Genomic DNA, 18,535 nt, shown 5'->3' with positions numbered 1-18,535 from the left:
TTATTTAACTAACTTCCCGGTTTACAAACATTATAGTCTTCGTGGGACAAAACTTTTTGGGGAATCAAGAACGTCCCACAATCTTCGCAGAGCATTCTGTAGTTGCGCGTTACAGGAATACTCACGATCAAACGATTGTGACGCAGGCGTTTGCCACCAAAATCTCTGTAATTTTTATTTTCACCCAAAGCTGCTATAATTGCTCGTGCTTTAGTAACTACATGATCTGGCAGACCTCTGAGATCGATGATATCTCTGGCAAATGAAGCCTCCCTTTCCTGTTTTTTGGTTTGTTTTTCCGCCCGCAGTTGGACGCACTGCTGCTGTGCTGCAAACTCTTGCGTACAGCGATGACACGCTTTACCATATCCTTTGTGACCGCACGGAAAAAGTGTTTTTCTTTTAGCCATAAAGCAGCAGTATCGGGTTCGATCCACGCCCCTGAATGCTGCTACCCTACCAGTGATGCTTCCGGCATCGAGGCAGTCTTAAAAGACGTACAATCTATTCCCTTTCATAAATTTAATAGGTTCTAACCATACATTATCGAATATATTTGAACAGTAAGCTGATAAATAACCTCAAGATTTTTTAAACTTTTGTGGATAAACTTTTTTATATTTTACTGCGTTTGTGCTCGCTTTTGTTACTGACAATCGGTCTGGCTGCTTGTGGACAACGAGAGCAAGAGTTGCCTAAATCATCTCCCAGTCTGACTCCTTTGCCTCAAGACCCTTTGTTGCAAGTATACTTCAATCAGTCACTCACTTCCAGTTATACAGAGCCTTATCGTCTGCAAACTAGACCTGGAGATGATTTGGAAAAGTTGGTCACGGAGGCGATCGCCACTGCTGAATCGACGGTAGACGTAGCGGTGCAGGAGTTTCGCTTGCCCGGTATAGCGCGAGTTTTAGCCGATCGCCAACGTTCTGGGATCAAAGTGAGATTGATTGTCGAACATATGTATAGTCGCCCTTGGAGCGATTTTTCCGCGTCGGAGTTAGGGAAATTACCAGAAAGAGAGCGCGATCGCTACCAGGAATTTGTTCAACTTGCAGATACCAATAAAGACGGGAAATTGAGTGCCGATGAAATCCAGAAAAATGATGCTTTGCTAATTCTCAAAAATGCAGCTATTCCTTTAATAGATGATAGGGCTGACGGTTCTAAAGGTAGCGGCTTGATGCACCATAAATTTGTGATTATTGACAATAAAACCGTGATTGTAACTTCAGCTAATTTTACAACTAGCGATGTACATGGTGATTTCAAAACAGCAGAAAGCCGTGGCAACGCTAACAATTTATTAAAAATTCAAAATCCTGAATTAGCACAAATATTTACTCAAGAATTTAACATCATGTGGGGCGATGGACCAGGAGGTAAACCAGACAGTAAATTTGGCATTAAAAAGCCCTTTCGTCAAGTACAAAAAATCCGAGTAGGGAATGGGAATGTGGCGGTGCAATTTTCGCCGACTTCCAAGACATTACCATGGGAAAAAAGTGTTAACAGTTTGATTAATAAAACTTTGGGACGTGCCAAAAAGTCAGTGGATTTGGCACTGTTTGTTTTTTCTGCTCAGCGGTTAGCAAATACTCTGGAAATTGAGGCGAGGCGGGGAGTTGCAGTGCGAGCTTTAATTGACTCTAATTTTATTTATCGCTCTTACAGTGAAGGTTTGGATATGATGGGGGCGACTTTGATTGAACATTGCCAGTTGGAAGCGGACAATCGCCCTTGGAAACAACCCCTAACTACGGTGGGAGTGCCTGTGTTACCAAAGGGCGATCGCCTGCACCACAAATTTGGGGTTGTAGATGGAAGTATCGTGATTACAGGCTCTCACAACTGGAGTGAGGCGGCAAATCATGGGAATGATGAGACGCTATTGGCGATCGACAATCCGGTAGTTGCAGCCCATTTTGAGCGGGAGTTCGATCGGCTTTACAAAGGTGCAATGTTGGGAATTCCGCCTCGAATCAAGCAGAGAATTGATGCTAGGAAAAAAGAGTGCGAATCAGTACCATTAGCATCCAAATCTTCAACAGTGGTGGCGGGAAATGTCGCCGCCAAACTTCCAATTGCTTCTGGTAAAAAATTAGTTAATTTGAATACCGCGAGTCAGGCAGAATTGGAGACTTTGCCGGGAGTTGGGCCAAAGTTAGCCGAAAGGATTATGGCAGCGCGGCAACAGCAACCTTTCACATCTGTGGACGACGTGGCGCGGGTGCAGGGCATTGGGGAGAAGCTTTTAGAGAGATGGCGCGATCGAGTAACTTGGTAATTAAGTTTGTACTCAGGACTTCATTCCTGACAAAGTTCACAGTCCGAAATTCCATCCTTCCTTTCGCAACCCAGCATCAAAGACTCAAGTCCTCACTAGAAACCTATTGAACCTACTTTGACAACAAAAGGGCGAAAGATTGGCGACGAAGTTGCCTGAGTTAGGAGTCAATCCGAACCCATTGAAAACTAACAATTTTATGCGATTTCCCCGACTTCTTAAAGAAGTCAGGGATCTGGATCTATTGGGCAGTGGACTTACTTAATAGCGGTCAATAGCACTTATTCCCAGTTTATCGAGTCAGCCGCTGGCCGTCCTTGAACACTCCCGGAAAACGCTTACCACTGGTATCAATAATTATCCCTTTACCGTGAGGCAATCCCTTGCGAAATTCTCCCTCATAGCGGATACCATTGGAGAACGCACAACTACCCCTAGCATCGAGTTCTTGATTAAAAAATTGTCCCGAACACCGGGTACCGTCGGCGCGGGTGAACACCCCGGCACCTAAAGGTTTACCCCCCAAAAATTGACCGACAAATCGATCGCCATTAGCAAAAATGAATTGCCCCTGTCCAGTCGGCGTACCCACTTTCCAATCGAGAGAAAACGGCCCAACGTAGCGATCGCCATTAGTAAAAATAGCAGTCCCAAAACTAATTCTGCCATTTCGGAATACGCCCTCGACGCGAGCATCATCCTTAAAAATAAATTGTCCTCGACCATTTGGCTGGCCAAGGCTGAACAGCCCCTCATAGCGATCGCCGTTAGAGTAGATATACACCCCCGTGCCGCCCGGTAAACCGTTAACTAAGTCTCCGATGTAGCTATCGCCATTATCATAATCGCACCGAACTCTAGCTGTAGCGATAGCTGGCACACAGCGACCGGTTCTAGCTCCTCCTTGCGCCATTGATGGCAATGGATAAGTCGCATAACTACCAATGCCCAAAACTGATGCAACTAATAAAGCAATTCCACTGGTTTTAAAACGGGAAATCATTAACCAAGTTTCTCCTATGCGATTCTGGATATTATTTTCCTTCGTCATTTGTCGTTTGTCCGATTTCCGCTCAAAACTGGCCTTAAAGGCTCAATTTATGATTTACGAAAGTCCCGGTTTGCCATTGCGGAATACCCCCGGAAAGCGTCTGCCACTAGCGTCGATCATCGTCCCGACACCGTGAGGCAATCCCTTTCGCAATTCTCCTTCATAGCGCGTACCATTAGGGAAAGTGCAGGTAACGGAAGCATCAAGTCCTAGATTAAAAAAACTACCTGAGCAGCGAGTTCCGTCTGCCCGCACCAATAGCCCTGGCCCAAAGGGTGAACCTGCAAAGAATAGTCCTTCATAACGATCGCCATTGGAGTAAAAAAATTGACCCCGCCCAGCCGGTTGGCTACTAATCACATTAGTCTGAACATTTCTGACAACTCCAAAGTCTCCGATGTAGCGTTCTCCATTGGGAAAAATCACCGTCCCAGACCTCATCGTGCCGTCTTGGAAGATGCCTATGTAGCGGCCATCATCTTTAAAAATAAATGTCCCTCGGCCATTGGGGACTCCATTGCGAAATTGTCCTTCGTAGCGATCGCCATTAGCATATACATAAACACCCGTACCATCGGGCAAGCCATTCACAAAGTCTCCCTCGTAGTTGTCGGCCCCCTCATAATTACATTTCACTTTCCCCGTAGGAGGATTACCTTGACATACGGGAGGACGTTTGCCTTCTTCTTTTTTTGGCTCATCTTTTGGTTGAGCAATTGACGGCTGAGGATTCAAGAGATTAGTCGCGCTTCCGATACAAGAAGCAACTAATATCACCATCCCTAATTTTTGAATTGAACCGAGCATGAGAAATCTCCTTTGACTTGAAAATATAGGGATTTTAGAGAAGTTAAGGCTTGCTGAAATGTTTGGTATTTTTCAATTCTAATGTTGATTTTTCAGGAGCGCTAATTGCTGTGTCTTGGCTGTAGGGACACTCCAAGAGCCCATTGGTGTCAATTTAAGGTAGAACCTATAGTCCGCCAGGGGTTGAAACCCCTGCCTCAAAGCTCAAGTCCTCTCAAGAGGACTGAAGAGAAGAATTTTCAACTCATTAGTCCTCTTTAGAGGACTTTAGCTATTAGACAGGGAATTCATTCCCTGGCGGACTGGCGGGAGGACTAACAGATTTGGCGGGCTGATATCGAAGTCAGCCCTAAATACAAAAAGGCAAAAATTAAAGTTTTTGCCCTTAGCATTTTTGCTGCTTTACTGTCAATTATTAGCGCCCCGTCGCTCTATTAGCATTTGGCAGACGACTAATAACTGCATTGGCGGGTTTTGGTTCACGACTTGGAGCTTTTTCCCCAACTCCTTTAGCAACTTCAACGCCGTTTTCTTCCAGAATCACGATCGGGTCTGCTCCTGACTTGACATCAACCCGCTTCACCAAAACTCGCCCGTTAGACAACCGCTGCCCTACTTTGACATATCGACTGGTTGGTTCATTCGGTACTCTGACAATCACTTGCGTCTCGCTCCCCACTTTCACAACACCGCTGACTTCAGTGCCTGTAGCGAGGTCAGTAGAAGGTGGTGGAGGAGGCCCAGGAATTGCCGGCACTTGCTTGACTGGAGGCGGATTGGGGTCTACCCACTGGGGCGGACGCTTGTCTACTGGCAGTGGTGGTAGATTCGGCACTCCTAGGGGTTTAGCTGCAATTGGCTGGGGCGGGCGTGGATTCCTAGCGGTCAGCGGATTCCTATCGGCAGTTGTTGCTGGATTTGGACGGCGGCCAAAGGGAGGCGTAGTGATCCCCGGAACTTGGCGTGGGGAGCCAACTTGCGAGCCATCACCTCCCGGCAAACCGGGCTGTCCGGGGCGACCACCAAACGGAGGCGCATTGAGTCCCGGAACTTGGCGCGGGGAGCCAACTTGCGAGCCATCACCTCCCGGCAAACCGGGCTGTCCGGGGCGACCACCAAACGGAGGCGCATTGAGTCCGGGAACTTGGCGCGGGGAGCCAACTTGCGCTCCATCGCCTCCTGGCAAACCACCCTGTTCGGAGCGACTTGCCAATTGAGGAGCATCTACTCCCGGTACTTGCCGTGGGCTGCCAAGTTGCGCTCCCTCGCCTCCCGGCAAAGTAGGATTTTGTGGAGAGCGAAGGCGTGGTATTTGTGGCACCGCAGCTAAGTCCCTACCCAGGGCCTTTTCCCCTGCGGGTTGAGGATTTGTCGGAGTTTCGGATAGAACTGGCAGCAGAGGTGCTTTTGCAATTGTTCGCGCCTCATAGTCTTGATCGCGGACGGCTGCATCAAGCCTATTCTTTCCCTGTCGCCAAACTGCTTGCAGCAAATTGATTCGCGTCACGCAAGAAAGAGATCCCCTTCTTTCTGTCGGTGGTCGATATACCTCAATTGCTTCTGCAATTTGCGGCACAATGGAACACCGGAGAGCATCAGGAGGTGATTTATCCCCATAAATGTTCCACAAGTTTGAGGCTGTTTCATATTCACCCAGAGCCTTTTCTATTCTTCGGAAGAATGGCCGGTTAGTTAGGAGTAACTCTCGTCTGGTGGAACTCTGTTCTCCTTCTTTGCCGTAAATAGTACGAACCAATCTACTCAAATCCGTACCGTACTCAGAGTATTTTGTGGTGTCATCCAGCAGAGCCTGAAGCGTCCTGAATTCATTGACAACACCTCTGGCGATCGGGCTGAGATTGATTGGGGGAGCGGCGGGGCCTTTGAGTTTAGTTCCTCCAATTTGGACAGGGCGAGTTAGCTCTGGCAGCTTGGGTAGCAGGTCAATCTTTCGCGATACCAGTTTGGGCAATGGATTGGCTGTCATCGGCCCTGCTGCAACTCCTACCGATTCTGCTCCGGCTGGGTTTTGAACTGCGATCGGTGGCAGCGGCCCAAAGGGGTCTATCTGAGCAGGATTTGGTGTCAACGCTCCCGACGGTATGGGTTGACCAGGGGCCGGTGGGTTTTTGGGCTGGCTCTTGTTGTCGCCAATCCCTGTGGCACTCTGTTGTGCCCGTTGGTCTGGGTTAGTCGATCGAATTAACCCCGGAGGCTGAGCGGCTACGACTGGAGACGGGAAAGTCTGAGTTCCTGGGGTGGGGCTAGCTGCTGCTGACGGTGATGGAGAAGCTCCACCAGGAGTGGGGCTGGGGCTGGCTGTGTTGCCACCCCCACCGTCACCACAGCCTCCGATCGAGAAAGCTAGTAGTCCTATAGTTGCAAAATATAAAAGTTTGTGCATTGCCGATCGCCCCTAAATGCTTGATTTCAAGATCCAACAAGGCTTTGCAATTACAGCCTGTTATCGCTTTTAGTTTATCTGTGTTCGATGTTATGCGATCGCTTCACAATTGCCAAGTTCCCCCAGGTGTCATTCCCACCGTTCTCACCGTTACCCCGACCATCGCCATCGCCTTGAGTCCGCAATTTTTCCCCTCACAGCCCTAGGCCTATCTAGAAAAGCCCCTCTGGAACAGGCTGTTTGACCCAAAAAATGGGATTCAAGCCCCGTCCTTCTAGGACGGGCGAGTGTCAACTGTGCCACAATAACTATTGCAAAGGTCCATAGTCTTGACATCTAAAGGTCAATTATGTTAATTTGCCGTTTTAATAGTGAATGAAAATTTCATTCCGTAAAAAAGAAAATCCCCTAAAATTATCCCTTGGCTTCGGGTGAACAATCACACCGTATATATCTGTCTACTTAACTGAGAAATTATACTTACAAATAGGGTATTGTCATGCCACAAGCGTCCGTATCTCCTGTAGTGCTGATTATTCTAGACGGCTGGGGTTATCGTGAAGAAAAAGACGGAAATGCGATCGCCACTGCAAAAACACCAGTTATGGACAGTCTGTGGGCCGCTTATCCCAGAACTCTAATTCGCACTTCTGGCAGAGCCGTAGGCCTACCCGAAGGGCAAATGGGCAACTCCGAAGTCGGTCACTTGAATCTGGGTGCGGGTAGGGTAGTCCCTCAAGAGTTGGTGCGGATATCGGATGCAGTGGAAGATGGTTCTTTGCTGAGCAATCCGGCTCTAGTTAAGCTTTGCGAGGAAGTGCAAGCTAGGGGCGGGAAGTTGCACCTGACTGGCCTTTGTTCCGAAGGTGGGGTTCATTCCCATCTCAGTCATATTCTAGGCTTACTGCAATTGGCAAAAGCCCAGGGCATTTCTGAGGTTTGCATTCACGCCATTACCGACGGCCGCGATACTACCCCGAAAGAGGGTGTGGAAGCTCTCGCCAAAATAGAAGGTTATATCCAAGAGGTAGGGATTGGCAAAATAGCTACTCTCAGCGGTCGCTATTATGCGATGGATCGTGACAAGCGCTGGGATCGGGTGCAACGTGCCTATGATGTGATGGTGACTGAGAGTGTGCCTGATGGTCGATCGGCTGTGGAGGTATTGCAGGCATCTTATGGTGAAGGGGTGACGGACGAGTTTGCCCTCCCGACCCGCATTGCGCCCGGAGCAGTGGCATCCGGCGATGGGCTGATTTTCTTTAATTTTCGCCCGGACAGGGCTAGAGAGTTGACTCAGGCCTTTGTAGATCCAAATTTTAAAGGGTTTGAACGGCAGTTAATTGAGCCGCTGACCTTTGCTAGTTTTACTCAATACGATCCGAAGTTGTCTTCAGTTTTGGTGGCTTTTGAACCTCAGAATTTGAACAATATTCTCGGTGAGGTGATCTCGAAACAGGGTTTGCGGCAGTTGCGGACGGCGGAAACTGAAAAGTATGCTCATGTGACTTATTTTTTTAATGGAGGTCTAGAAGATCCTTTTGAGGGAGAAGACCGGGAAATGGTGCAGAGTCCGATGGTGGCGACTTACGATGAGGCACCAGAAATGTCGGCGGCCCTGGTGACGGATGGGGCGCTGGCGGCGATTGAGAAGGGTATTTATTCGTTTGTGGCGATTAACTACGCTAACCCCGATATGGTGGGTCATACGGGGATGATGGATGCCACTGTAAGTGCGATCGAAACTGTGGACAAATGTTTGGGGAGGCTGGTGACTGGCGTTACCAAAGCTGGGGGAACGGCAATTATTATCGCTGACCACGGTAATGCTGAGCAGATGTTTGATGAGGATGGGAATCCTTGGACGGCTCACACTACTAACCCAGTGCCGTTTATTCTGGTAGAAGGCGAAGGTCTGAAGATTCCTGGTCACGGAACGGATGTTCCTTTGAGGGAAGATGGCTGTTTGGCTGATATTGCACCGACGATTTTGGAGTTTTTGAGATTGCCTCAGCCTCCTGAGATGACAGGACGTTCTATGATTCGATCGGCTGATTTTGAAGTTCGCGCTAATCGATCTCCGGTGCGAGTCCGGTTGTAGTAGGGACGCGGCAATGCCCATTGGTGTCAACTTAAGGTACAACCAATAGTCCGACAGGGGTTTAAACCCCTGTCTCATAGCGAAAGTCCTCTCAAAGAGGACTGAAGAGTTAATTGATCTGTATTGGTTTCAGGCAAATATTCAGTCAGTTTCAGGCAAATATTCAGTCGGTTTCAACCGACTTTAGCTATGAGACAGGGGTTTCAACCCCTGGCGGACTCGTGGAATGACTGACAGACTTAATGCGCTGACAGCTTAAGTTGACACCTATCGACATCACCATCTCCCCACATAAATTGCGAGCGCTCGACCAGATTTGATATAATAATTAATTACCGATTACCAATTACCAATTACCGAGAATTATGAATATTGTTTCTCTCTTACAAGTTATCTGGTCTGTGTCTGCTTTCGGAGTTGTAGTTCTTGTGTTGCTACACAGCCCTAAAGGTGATGGCATTGGAGGTATTGGTGGACAAGCTCAATTGTTTACAAGTACCAAGAGTGCGGAGACTACTCTGAATCGGATTACTTGGGGTTTGGCTATTGTTTTTATCGGTTTGACGGTGATTTTGAGTGCTGGTTGGTTGACTCCTAAGTTATAAGATTAGGCAATAATTCACGGGCAAGATGTGCGTGCCACAATCAAATTGATTCGGGATCATCCCAATTTTGTAAGGGCTAGAGCATCCTAGGAATATATTTGCAAAACACAGATGCACCCATTGATTCTTTGTAGAACAGGCATTTTGCCTGTTCTTGAAAAGGGTGCAACATATGAGGTTTAACTGCGGTTGCAAAAATGTGGTTGTGGAAAGTTACCAGAAGATTTCGGACACTGTTTTCAGTCGCTTTATGTTGTTTTATCCTGATAATTTTGACTCAGGTTAATGCTCCTGCTGCGGGTCTTCCTGCTCTCCCCGATAGTTGGCCCTCTCCACAGGTTCATTCTTTGCCACCAACGCTGGCTAATTGGCAAGATTCAACTGATAGTGGCGATTATTTCGATCGCATAAAGCCCCCGACAGTCGGTCATTTGGTTTGGTCAAAATTTCCAATTCGGGTTTATGTGCAACCTCCGGTTAATACCAATCGCTCTCTTGAATGGGTTGAGGCTGTGTTGGGTATTGTTCGGGAATGGGGGGTTTATTTGCCGTTGGTAGTGGTGGATAGTTCCGAGGTGGCTGATATTAAAATTTTAATTCAGGCTCCACCTTTGCGTCAAGGGTTGTTGCGATCGCGATCGGGAGAATCTGTCTATGAATTATACACCCGCAATGATGGCGATAAAACAGTGTTATCTCATCGGTTTTCGGTTTATCTGAATCCGAATCAGGTGGGCAAATATATGGCTGCGGTGGCCCGTCACGAGTTTGGTCATGCTTTGGGAATTTGGGGTCATAGTTTGATGGAAACTGATGTGCTTTATTTTGCTCAAGTGAGGAATCCTCCACCTATTTCTGTCAAGGATATTAATACTTTGAAACGAATTTATGAACAGCCTACTCGCTTGGGTTGGGAATTTTAGTTAAAACTACACACAAATTCCCGGCGAATAGAATTCGCGTCTACACAAACGAAGTCCGCCTGCGCGGACTAAAGAAAAAAAGATTGGGATTAGTTAGTAATAGGAAACAGAAAAACCATGAAAGATGAAGCTTTTGGAATAGTGCCAGTTTTTGTGAATGAAACTGATACTTTGTTTTTATTAATTCAACATCAAGCCGGACATTGGGCGTTTCCCAAAGGTCATGCCGATCCTGGGGAATCTGCATTGGAAACGGCTAAACGGGAATTGGAAGAGGAAACTGGCATCCGTGATTATGAAGTGGTGGAGGAGCCTAGTTTTGTGGAATATTATTCTTTTGTTCAGGAATCTGCTCCCAGTTCTGTGAAACATTATGCCTTTGCTAAGCAAGGGGAGGTAATTGAAAAGACTGTTACTTACTTTGTGGCTTTTGTCAATTCAATGGATGTTGTTTTGCAGGTAGAGGAAGTTCAAAATTCTGCTTGGAGTTCTTTTGAGGAAGCTATTAATTTGATTACTTTTGATGGAAATCGACAAGTTTTGAGGGAAGTTAAAGCATATTTGGACGGCAGGAAGGAAAATTAAATCGATTTAAAATTGGAGATTTGAGATTGAACAAATCGACTCTAGGTGATATCAAATCCGGTAACATCGGAATTATTCATCTCTCTTATCTCCCTCTGTGTTCTCTGCGTTCTAGTAAGGTTAAATCATTCCGATGCAGCCGGAAACGATATGACTCCGAAACCCGACTTATTTAATAAGTCGGGTATTGGTCTAGGAGCGGAGATTATTTGTTAATTTTCTGTGCTTTTGCGTGCTGTTGTAGGCGAGAGAAATCGCTATAATTTGTTGAGGTTGCTCAGGGAAGTTGATACTGGCGACTGTTTTGTAATACTAAAGTCGCTGTAGACTCTCATGGCGTTGAATAATTCATGTTCAATAACTTACCCATTTTTTGATATTCATCCTGATTCTGCGAAGGATTGAATGGGGGGATTTAGGAATCAATTGCTTTTGGTAAGACCGCAGATAATATCAAATAACAGTTTTTTAGTCAACCCCTATTTTTTTAAATAATCAACTTTAAGAATACGGATGAGTAAGTAGAAGGAAGAAGTCACCCCCCCCCTGCCCCCCCCAAGGGGGGAAATTCAGGAAGAAGGAAGAAGACTTATGCAGTCAGCTTTTCGGTCATCCGTATTTTACGTTTAATTAAGTGGATTTACTTAATAAAATTATTGCAGCCGCAAATCTGCATAAATTATTGGCAGCATCTGGAGAAATTTGCCGGACAATTGAGATGTTTTTTAGCAGGATTTCTGATAAAATTCGATGTTAATAACTGGTATTTGAAGGTATGAATATGTCTAAAAAAGCTGAAATTGCGTTGACGGCCGCAGAGCAATTGCTGTGGAATGCGAAGGCAAAAGTTCGGGTGCTGTTGAATTTGTGGGATGAGGGGGAAGGGAAAAATAAGGTTAATCAAGGGAAGTTGACTAAGCTGATTGCGAGAACTAATGAGACTAAAAAGACTTATGAGCCGATTTTGAAGGAATTAGAGGAATCGGGAGCGATCGCATATTTGCGAGAAAAAGGACGATCGCAGGTGGAATTGACTGCGAAGGGGAAAGAGGTTTTAGCGGCTGGTTTGAAAAGTCAGGATTCTTTGTTTGAGTTTGATGGTTCTCAAATGGGTGCTCGGCTGGGAAATGCTCTGTTGAAATGGATACGGCATGAGGATGGTGCGACGGGTGTTGGTGTTGAGACGGGGAAAGAGGATGTAGGGGCGATCGCCTCCTATGACGATTTTAAGGCTGTGGCGTTGAAGGTATACGACAGCTTGAACCGGGATTATAACTTAGACGATTTAGTGCCTATTTATCGGATGCGGCGGGCGATCGGGGAAAGAGTTGCGCGATCGCAATTCAATGAGTGGCTGTTGGAAATGCAGGCTAATGACATTTTTCAGCTTCAGGGTGGAAGCGTCGAAGATAGCGCTGCGGACAAAATTCAAGATTCCATTACTACTGAAGTGGGCGGATTGCGCTGCTATGCCCAACGTCTGAAACCCTAATTTTTTTCGCTTCTTACTCCTCATTTTGTGAGCATAACTAGGAATATGACTACATCTAGCATTGACGAACTCATTAGAAATCACAATCCATTTGCAGGACATACTGTGGTAAGACCCCAGCAAATCTGGGGCAAGAGTTTTCCTGATGTTCCCTCAATCAATGCCCACGTTTCTAATGCGATTTTTCAGGCTGTTGCACAAGTGCGGCAAGGGCAGCGTCAAACTGTGGGTATCACTATCACAGGAGAAAAGGGACTAGGTAAAAGCCAAATAATCAGTCGAATTCGGCACGGCTTACAGCCAGATGGCAGTGCTTTATTTGTCTACATGGGTAAGTATGACAACTTAAATCAGATTAAGTATCAATTTCTCCAAAATGTAGCCTCTAGCCTCAGAGCATTTGGGAGTTACCAAGGAGTGATGCAGTGGCAAGAACTGGCAGCAGCTTTAATTAACGAAGCTAAGAATTTCAGCTACACGCCTCAGCAGTATATCAGTATGTTCCCATCTTGGTTGAAAAAACACCCAAATCAATTAGTCGATCGCTTTACTGATTGGGTTATTCAAATTAAGCCGGAAATTAATAACCCTTATCTAGTGAAAGCTATTTTGTGGACACTTTCTTCTGACCATGCTATCTATGCTACTCACTGGCTTTCTGGATTGGAATTGACAGATACACGTTCTGAAGAAATGGGGCTGCCCAATTCTCAAAGAGAGCATAAAGAAGCAGAAGCATTAACCACAGTCCGCCAAATTTTAGACATACTGAGCGATTACAGAGTGCCAGTAATATGCTTTGATGAACTAGATAATACTGATGCCGATGACAATGGTTTTACAGCAGCACAGGTTGTTGCTAGCTTGGCTAAGGATTTATACAACAACCTCAAACGCGGTGTGCTGCTGCTAGCTATGTATCCTGAAACTTGGAGAGACCAAGTTAAGGTTTTACCAAAAGCTGATGCAGTAATCGATCGGCTTGGCGGTAAACCTATCGAACTGAACTATCTCAACTCGGATGATGTTGTAGTGATTGTTTCTTATTGGTTGAAAGAGTTTTATCAGGAACATCAACAAACTTCCCCATCACCTCTCTATCCATTTGATGAAAATAAACTTAAAGAATTTGGGAAGCAAAGACCTACTGTAAGAGCGGTATTGAACTGGTGTGCAGAGCATTTTGTCGTGCCTGAAGATATCTCGCCAACGCCAACACCGCCGCCACCACCGCAGCATCCGGTTGAACCTGCGTTTAATAATGAGTTGGCCAGTGTTGAGGAATCTCTATATAATTATCTAGAAGATAATGATGCAATTGGCAACGCTCTTCGGCTTGGATTTTCCAACTTAGTCGGAGAGACAGTAGAGGAAGTTAAAATCGCTCAGGTTGCAGTAATTCAAGGCAAAAAATGCTACCTAGGCTTCAAAATTATTGGCGAAGAAGATGGAAAAACAGTCAAAATAGGGGTAGCTATTGTTCAGCAATCGGGTGGAGCAGGCGTACAGGCTATATTAGGTCAACTGATTGATTACGAAAAATTTGATTTAACTCGCGGTTGCCTAGTTCGCTCTAAAAAAATCAGTCCAAGTGCTACCAAAGCTAGAGAATTTGTCAGGACCCTGCTGAATGAAAAAGGGGGAGAATGGGTGCTGTTACGAGGTGAAGATATCAAGCCTCTTTTGGCGATTCAATTGGTTTTAGAGAACCGTGAAAGTTACAAATTGAGTGAAGCGGAGATTATCGATTTCATCAAGCAGAAGCAAGTAGCCATTAATAACCCTCTAATCAGAGAGATTTTGAGCGATCCTTCGGGTCAGGAGCCGGAAAATTTGATGGATGAAGATATGCCCGTCAGCATTCCTCAAGGTGTGCTTGACTCAGCTAATCAAGTCAACTTAGGAATTTAGCTAACTAAAAAAATGAGCCAGCTAGTTTCACTTTCAACAGCATTGTGTCTGCCCATGCCTGAGATTGAAGCCTTAATCAAAGGGCAAACGATCGCAGCTATGCCTCGGATATTTCTCAATCCTGGCAGGCAATTTGCTCTGTATCCTGCTAATTCCTCTACAATCCCGCTTTCAGTTGAGCGATACTACCGCTTAAATTTATTTTCTATTGCTGAAAATTCTCTGCTTCAGTTGGACACTGAGACTGTAGCGATTAAAGCTTGGGCGAGGTGCGAATTGTGCCAAGTCGTAGATGATACTGAAACGTTAGATGTTTTGTCGCGGTTAACAGTATGGACAAAAGAAGGAATGCAGGAGGCACTTGGGTTGTGGAATAATATCTTTCTGGCTTACTTGCGTGTCTATAATCTTCCTCAACCGCTGGAGGTGTCAGTGAATCCAAACAGTCAGGATAAGATAGGTAAATTTGTAGGTTTACCTCGTTCGGTGACTGTGACTAATGCTTCCCCTGTGTTCAGGGATACTATCTTTGCTAAACGCCGTCAACAACTGGAAAAACTAGAGCCACCAGAGCATCCAGAATTGGAAGAGTTGCAAAGTGCGATCGCCCTTTTATCAACTACCAACCCAAAAGCCAAACAACTAGACGCAGAAATCAAAATATTTCTAGGTTGGTCAGAAAATTCACCTACAACAAAACCAGATCCTGATTTAGATTGGATTAAAACGATCGCACAAATTGGCAACTCTAGCGATGGTCATACATTTGAAAAGTTAGTCCGCCAAAGTTTTATCAAGCTAGGATTTGCCAATTCTAACAATAAACCAGAAGCTAGCCTCGATCCAGAATCAACAGGCGGTGCTGGCGGACTAGATTTCTACTGTGAAACTCCCTATCAGGTAGTGGGAGAATGCAAAGCTACCAAAAGTGAAACCGTAGCTGATGGAACGCCAGCGCAACTTATCAAGTTAGGACATAAGCATCTTCAGGAACAATACAACTGCTGTATTAAGATAATTATGGCGGCTGGTCAGCTAAATAGACACGCTAAACAAACTGCTATCGGAAATCACATGAATGTAATTCGCCCAGAAACATTGCAAAGATTAGTTGAATTGAAAGCTAACCAACCAGGTTCGATCGATTTATTAGAGTTAAAACCTTGTTTGGAACAACAGCCATTTGGTGACGAAGCCGATGCTAAGGTTAATCGCTATATTGACGATGTGCGGGAAAAGCTTAAAGTGCGATCGCACGTTCTTTCTATTCTGAAAAAGTATTTAGAAACTACAGGTTCTAAAAGAGCCAGTATTGATTCTTTGAGCGGTGCGTATTCCATGTCTAACCCACCCAAGCAGTTGTCCCGCGAAGAGTTGCACGAAATTTTAGTAGAACTTTCTTCTCCGCTGACAGGTTATGCAGGGCGAATTAAAGGAGATAATTTATGGCGCGATCGCTTTTATTTCCTGCGTGATTTGTTTTTAGATGATTGAGATAGCTGAAGGGCGATTCCCTTCGGGATAGCTTTGCTTCACGCACTTCATCGAATATCCTAAACAGAATCAGGATCTACGCCCAACTCCCGCAACCTCGCCGCCAATCTGTCAGCACGTTGACGTTCCTCTTGAGTACGTTGACGTTCGATTACAGCTTCCTGTTCGAGTTGCTGAGTACGTTGACGTTCGATTACAGCTTGCTGCTGGAATTCCTGCAACTGAGCTTGTTCTGCCTTCACTAACTCCTCCACCAATGGCGGATTTAGTATTTCATCCACTGATAAAACCAAATCTGGAAATACTACAGATATAATTTCCTCACCAGGCAAGAAATCTGTGTAAGTGTAACCATCTTCACCTTCAATCAATGCAAAAAGCCTAATTTTTTCCTTGCCATTTTTAGGGTCAACAATGCAATATTCCGGCACGTTAGCTTGTTCGTACTCTCCCCGTTTAATCACGTAATCTGCCCGCCGATTTTCGCTCACCACTTCTATCACTAATAGTGGCTTTTCGTCAAAATCGAGGATGCCTCCACCTGGCCTAGCAGCAGCTTGTTCCAAAAGATTTTGAGTGCAGACAACTACATCGGGAATCCGAGATTTATCTTCATCTGTTCTTACTCCCAGACCAGTTTTTACTACTAAGTCGAGATTATGAGCAGCTAGGTAACGCTGCAATTTGTAAACTAAATATTCGCAAATTTTGATGTGTAAAACTGTTGCTGTTGGCATCGGTATTAATTTGCCTTTGTACAGTTCATATTGTACATCAAGTTCGCCTTGATAAACTCGGTATTCTTCAAAGGTTAATGTGGGTGAATCATCAACTTGTTGGTCTGTCAAAACTGGCGCAATTGATTGAGACATATGTTTTCCTATGAGTTGAAATTGATCTAGTTTCTATTGTAACTCACAACCCAAGGTATCAAATATAAGTCATACTTTCTTAGTTTATTTAATTCTGGCTTGACTTAAATTAGCCCCCGTATAACCGGTAGTCAGCCACACAATAGCTCTCACACCATCGCGCACTGCTTTTTGCACCGGTTCGGGTTCTCGGCCCGAAGGAACAGCCACAGGCTTGAAACGAATACCTCTACTACCGAAAACAATCTCTCCGATGATCCAAGCTCGTCTCATGTGATCGTCTGATGTAATCAGATACAAGCTATCAATTCCCCGATCGCGCAACTCATCTACCAATGTGGTAAAGTTGGTTACAGTATCCACCGCTCTGTAGTCCAAATGCACGCGATCGGACCTAATACCCGCCTCTGAAAACACCCATTGAGCGAACTCAGGATTACTCCCAGAAGAAACCCAAATCGGCAAATCAGGATGCTTGCGAGCAAAGTTAGCGGCAAACACCTCCCGCTCTGTCGCCCCACCCAACACCAACAAAGCTTGGGGTCTTTGAAATTCACTCTTGAGCTGTTGATAGCCCAACCAAAAAGCCATCAACAGTGCTACTAGCAACCGAACTTGCTGCGAACTCCTCAAACGTTTGTAACGTCGCTTGTTTAAATTGACTCTTAACCACATTTAAACCTATAAAAAATTTGTGTAGCTGACATAGGAACAATAACAAAAAATACGGCACTTACAGCCTATTAACAGGAATTTAACTTTAAAAATTAAGAAGTGGGCATGATGCGGATGTTTTAAAAGGACCCATGCAGAAACCCAGTTTTTTAAGGCAATTATGTCAGCGAAACTTCTTGGGACTCCATCCAAAACCTTAAAAGAAAAGGGCAAAACCTAGACTTTGCCCTTTTGCTTTAAATTGTCCTTAATTTGTCTACGGGACTGGCCGGGTTCGAACCGGCGACCTAGCGCTTCAGATTTGTGTGAGTTTCCCCACTCTCTGGACTATTCCTTCACCGTAGGCTTGCGACCTTTAGGTGGTGGCCGTATGTTTAGGAGGTTTTATGATGTTTACTTCCTAAAGCCAGTCTCTGCACCTTCTCTACCAAAATTTGAGTATTAGTAGAGCTTGGCTCAAGATTACCTTATCCGTTGTCAGACTTAGGCTTCCTTGAGTTTGACCACATTCACTCCCAGAGTTTCCTACCAGGGTGCCCGATTCTTCAGGAGGCGCTTGCTCTATCCATCTGAGCCACAGCCCCAGTTACTGAACCGTTTTGATTATAGCAGCTAATGTCGATTTTAAATTTAAAGTTTTCGATTCAATTTCTACGCACACACAAGGCCAAAAACCCGGTTTCTCCGAAAAATTGGGAATTATACCATTCTCTAAAATCGTGCAACCCCCCCGTCCCCCCCCCTAGAGCGTGTTTTCAAACCCGGAGATCCCCCCTAGGGCGTGTTTTCAAACCCGGAGATCCCCCCCAACCCCCCTTAAAAAGGGGGGAGAAAGAAGCTCAAAGTCCCCCTTCTTAAGGGGGATTTAGGGGGATCTCCGGGTTTTTTTGTCTTAGTCCTAAGTTTAATGATTTCCGCAAGCTGCAAGTCTTTGAGTAATCGCGACTAAGTTCTCTGCTGCGGTGAGTTGGCCAGCACCGTAACAAGCGCGCCGCCGCCAGACTGTGATGGGGAGGTGTCCCGGCGGGGCACTGTCGCGAAAGGATAATTCTTCGTAATATTTCCAATTATCCTTGACTCGCCAGCCTACCCGATCGCAAAATTCCGTATATTTGCCCCCAACGCTTTCCCAAATCTGGTGCTGTACGCTCAGCCCAAACCGTCCATCGCTGTATTGTTGCCAAAGTTGGTCGATCGTGCAAAGGTCTGTACAAGGAAAATTGTCAATATCCGCAGCACTGAGCCAACCTTCCTCTTCCCTCAAACTTATAGACAGCAAAATTTCCCAAGTATGCTCGTCAGCTTTCTGCCATTTTCCAGTTTTTAAC

15 protein-coding genes are annotated in these 18,535 nt (G+C 45.6%); 8 read left to right on the top strand and 7 right to left on the bottom strand.

Going from position 1 to position 18,535, the window contains the following annotated elements:
* Positions 1-8: 8 nt before the first annotated feature.
* On the bottom strand, positions 9-410 hold the full coding sequence (locus AAFP11_RS08795) for a hypothetical protein (RefSeq protein WP_341736705.1): 402 nt from the start codon (positions 408-410) through the stop codon (positions 9-11).
* A 191-nt stretch (positions 411-601) separates the two neighbouring features.
* Here AAFP11_RS08795 and AAFP11_RS08790 point away from each other — a divergent pair, with 191 nt between their 5' ends.
* Complete coding sequence (locus AAFP11_RS08790) at positions 602-2,287, top strand: phospholipase D-like domain-containing protein (protein ID WP_341736704.1); 1,686 nt, start codon at positions 602-604, stop codon at positions 2,285-2,287.
* Positions 2,288-2,579: 292 nt separating this feature from the next.
* On the opposite strand, the gene AAFP11_RS08785 is transcribed toward AAFP11_RS08790, so the two are convergent.
* From AAFP11_RS08785 to AAFP11_RS08775, 3 genes are all read right to left on the bottom strand, one after another.
* Positions 2,580-3,290, bottom strand: coding sequence for an MORN motif-containing protein (locus tag AAFP11_RS08785; RefSeq protein ID WP_341736771.1), 711 nt, complete (start codon positions 3,288-3,290; stop codon positions 2,580-2,582).
* 102 nt (positions 3,291-3,392) lie between these two features.
* A complete protein-coding gene (locus AAFP11_RS08780) occupies positions 3,393-4,145 on the bottom strand; it encodes an MORN motif-containing protein (RefSeq protein WP_341736703.1) in 753 nt (250 codons plus the stop codon).
* Between the two features lie 415 nt (positions 4,146-4,560).
* Positions 4,561-6,549: a hypothetical protein gene (locus AAFP11_RS08775; protein ID WP_341736702.1), complete on the bottom strand. Its 1,989-nt coding sequence runs from the start codon at positions 6,547-6,549 to the stop codon at positions 4,561-4,563.
* 499 nt (positions 6,550-7,048) lie between these two features.
* Between AAFP11_RS08775 and gpmI the strand changes: the two genes are divergently transcribed.
* The 7 genes from gpmI to AAFP11_RS08740 all read left to right on the top strand — a co-directional run bounded on the left by gpmI (position 7,049) and on the right by AAFP11_RS08740 (position 15,660).
* On the top strand, positions 7,049-8,650 hold the full coding sequence (gene gpmI, locus AAFP11_RS08770; RefSeq protein ID WP_341736701.1) for a 2,3-bisphosphoglycerate-independent phosphoglycerate mutase: 1,602 nt from the start codon (positions 7,049-7,051) through the stop codon (positions 8,648-8,650).
* Positions 8,651-9,015: 365 nt separating this feature from the next.
* Positions 9,016-9,255 carry a preprotein translocase subunit SecG gene (gene secG / locus AAFP11_RS08765; protein ID WP_341736700.1) on the top strand — a complete coding sequence of 80 codons (240 nt, stop codon included), beginning with the start codon at positions 9,016-9,018 and terminating at the stop codon, positions 9,253-9,255.
* Positions 9,256-9,527: 272 nt separating this feature from the next.
* The gene (locus tag AAFP11_RS08760) at positions 9,528-10,178 is read left to right on the top strand and encodes a peptidase (protein ID WP_341736699.1); all 651 of its coding nucleotides are present in this window, start codon (positions 9,528-9,530) and stop codon (positions 10,176-10,178) included.
* Positions 10,179-10,295: 117 nt separating this feature from the next.
* A complete protein-coding gene (locus tag AAFP11_RS08755; protein WP_341736698.1) occupies positions 10,296-10,763 on the top strand; it encodes an NUDIX domain-containing protein in 468 nt (155 codons plus the stop codon).
* Positions 10,764-11,544: 781 nt separating this feature from the next.
* Positions 11,545-12,255: a hypothetical protein gene (locus tag AAFP11_RS08750; RefSeq protein WP_341736697.1), complete on the top strand. Its 711-nt coding sequence runs from the start codon at positions 11,545-11,547 to the stop codon at positions 12,253-12,255.
* A 45-nt stretch (positions 12,256-12,300) separates the two neighbouring features.
* Entirely contained in the window at positions 12,301-14,166 is a 1,866-nt protein-coding gene (locus AAFP11_RS08745) for a hypothetical protein (protein ID WP_341736696.1), read from the top strand.
* A 12-nt stretch (positions 14,167-14,178) separates the two neighbouring features.
* Positions 14,179-15,660, top strand: a complete 1,482-nt coding sequence (locus tag AAFP11_RS08740; protein WP_341736695.1) for a DUF1802 family protein — start codon at positions 14,179-14,181, stop codon at positions 15,658-15,660.
* A 59-nt stretch (positions 15,661-15,719) separates the two neighbouring features.
* On the opposite strand, the gene AAFP11_RS08735 is transcribed toward AAFP11_RS08740, so the two are convergent.
* The 3 genes from AAFP11_RS08735 to AAFP11_RS08725 form a co-directional block, all read right to left on the bottom strand.
* Positions 15,720-16,532 (bottom strand): Uma2 family endonuclease, encoded by an 813-nt coding sequence (locus AAFP11_RS08735; protein ID WP_341736694.1) that lies wholly within the window; start codon positions 16,530-16,532, stop codon positions 15,720-15,722.
* Between the two features lie 84 nt (positions 16,533-16,616).
* The gene (locus AAFP11_RS08730; protein WP_341736693.1) at positions 16,617-17,207 is read right to left on the bottom strand and encodes a YdcF family protein; all 591 of its coding nucleotides are present in this window, start codon (positions 17,205-17,207) and stop codon (positions 16,617-16,619) included.
* A 904-nt stretch (positions 17,208-18,111) separates the two neighbouring features.
* Positions 18,112-18,535: GUN4 domain-containing protein (locus AAFP11_RS08725; protein WP_341736692.1), on the bottom strand; the 424-nt coding region annotated here is incomplete at its 5' end.

The sequence above is a fragment of the Microcoleus sp. CAWBG640 genome (assembly GCF_020883015.1).
Classification (GTDB): Bacteria; Cyanobacteriota; Cyanobacteriia; order Cyanobacteriales; family Microcoleaceae; genus Microcoleus; species Microcoleus anatoxicus.
This window is presented reverse-complemented; position numbering and strand designations above follow the sequence as displayed.

What these genes read in the sequence shown, in the direction of transcription:
- AAFP11_RS08775 (WP_341736702.1), bottom strand. Translation starts at nt 6,549, where the DNA reads ATGCACAAACTTTTATATTTTGCAACTATAGGACTACTAGCTTTCTCG.
- AAFP11_RS08755 (WP_341736698.1), top strand. Translation starts at nt 10,296, where the DNA reads ATGAAAGATGAAGCTTTTGGAATAGTGCCAGTTTTTGTGAATGAAACT.
- AAFP11_RS08740 (WP_341736695.1), top strand. Translation starts at nt 14,179, where the DNA reads ATGAGCCAGCTAGTTTCACTTTCAACAGCATTGTGTCTGCCCATGCCT.
- AAFP11_RS08735 (WP_341736694.1), bottom strand. Translation starts at nt 16,532, where the DNA reads ATGTCTCAATCAATTGCGCCAGTTTTGACAGACCAACAAGTTGATGAT.
- AAFP11_RS08750 (WP_341736697.1), top strand. Translation starts at nt 11,545, where the DNA reads ATGTCTAAAAAAGCTGAAATTGCGTTGACGGCCGCAGAGCAATTGCTG.
- secG (WP_341736700.1), top strand. Translation starts at nt 9,016, where the DNA reads ATGAATATTGTTTCTCTCTTACAAGTTATCTGGTCTGTGTCTGCTTTC.
- AAFP11_RS08730 (WP_341736693.1), bottom strand. Translation starts at nt 17,207, where the DNA reads ATGTGGTTAAGAGTCAATTTAAACAAGCGACGTTACAAACGTTTGAGG.
- AAFP11_RS08780 (WP_341736703.1), bottom strand. Translation starts at nt 4,145, where the DNA reads ATGCTCGGTTCAATTCAAAAATTAGGGATGGTGATATTAGTTGCTTCT.
- gpmI (WP_341736701.1), top strand. Translation starts at nt 7,049, where the DNA reads ATGCCACAAGCGTCCGTATCTCCTGTAGTGCTGATTATTCTAGACGGC.
- AAFP11_RS08785 (WP_341736771.1), bottom strand. Translation starts at nt 3,290, where the DNA reads ATGATTTCCCGTTTTAAAACCAGTGGAATTGCTTTATTAGTTGCATCA.
- AAFP11_RS08745 (WP_341736696.1), top strand. Translation starts at nt 12,301, where the DNA reads ATGACTACATCTAGCATTGACGAACTCATTAGAAATCACAATCCATTT.
- AAFP11_RS08795 (WP_341736705.1), bottom strand. Translation starts at nt 410, where the DNA reads ATGGCTAAAAGAAAAACACTTTTTCCGTGCGGTCACAAAGGATATGGT.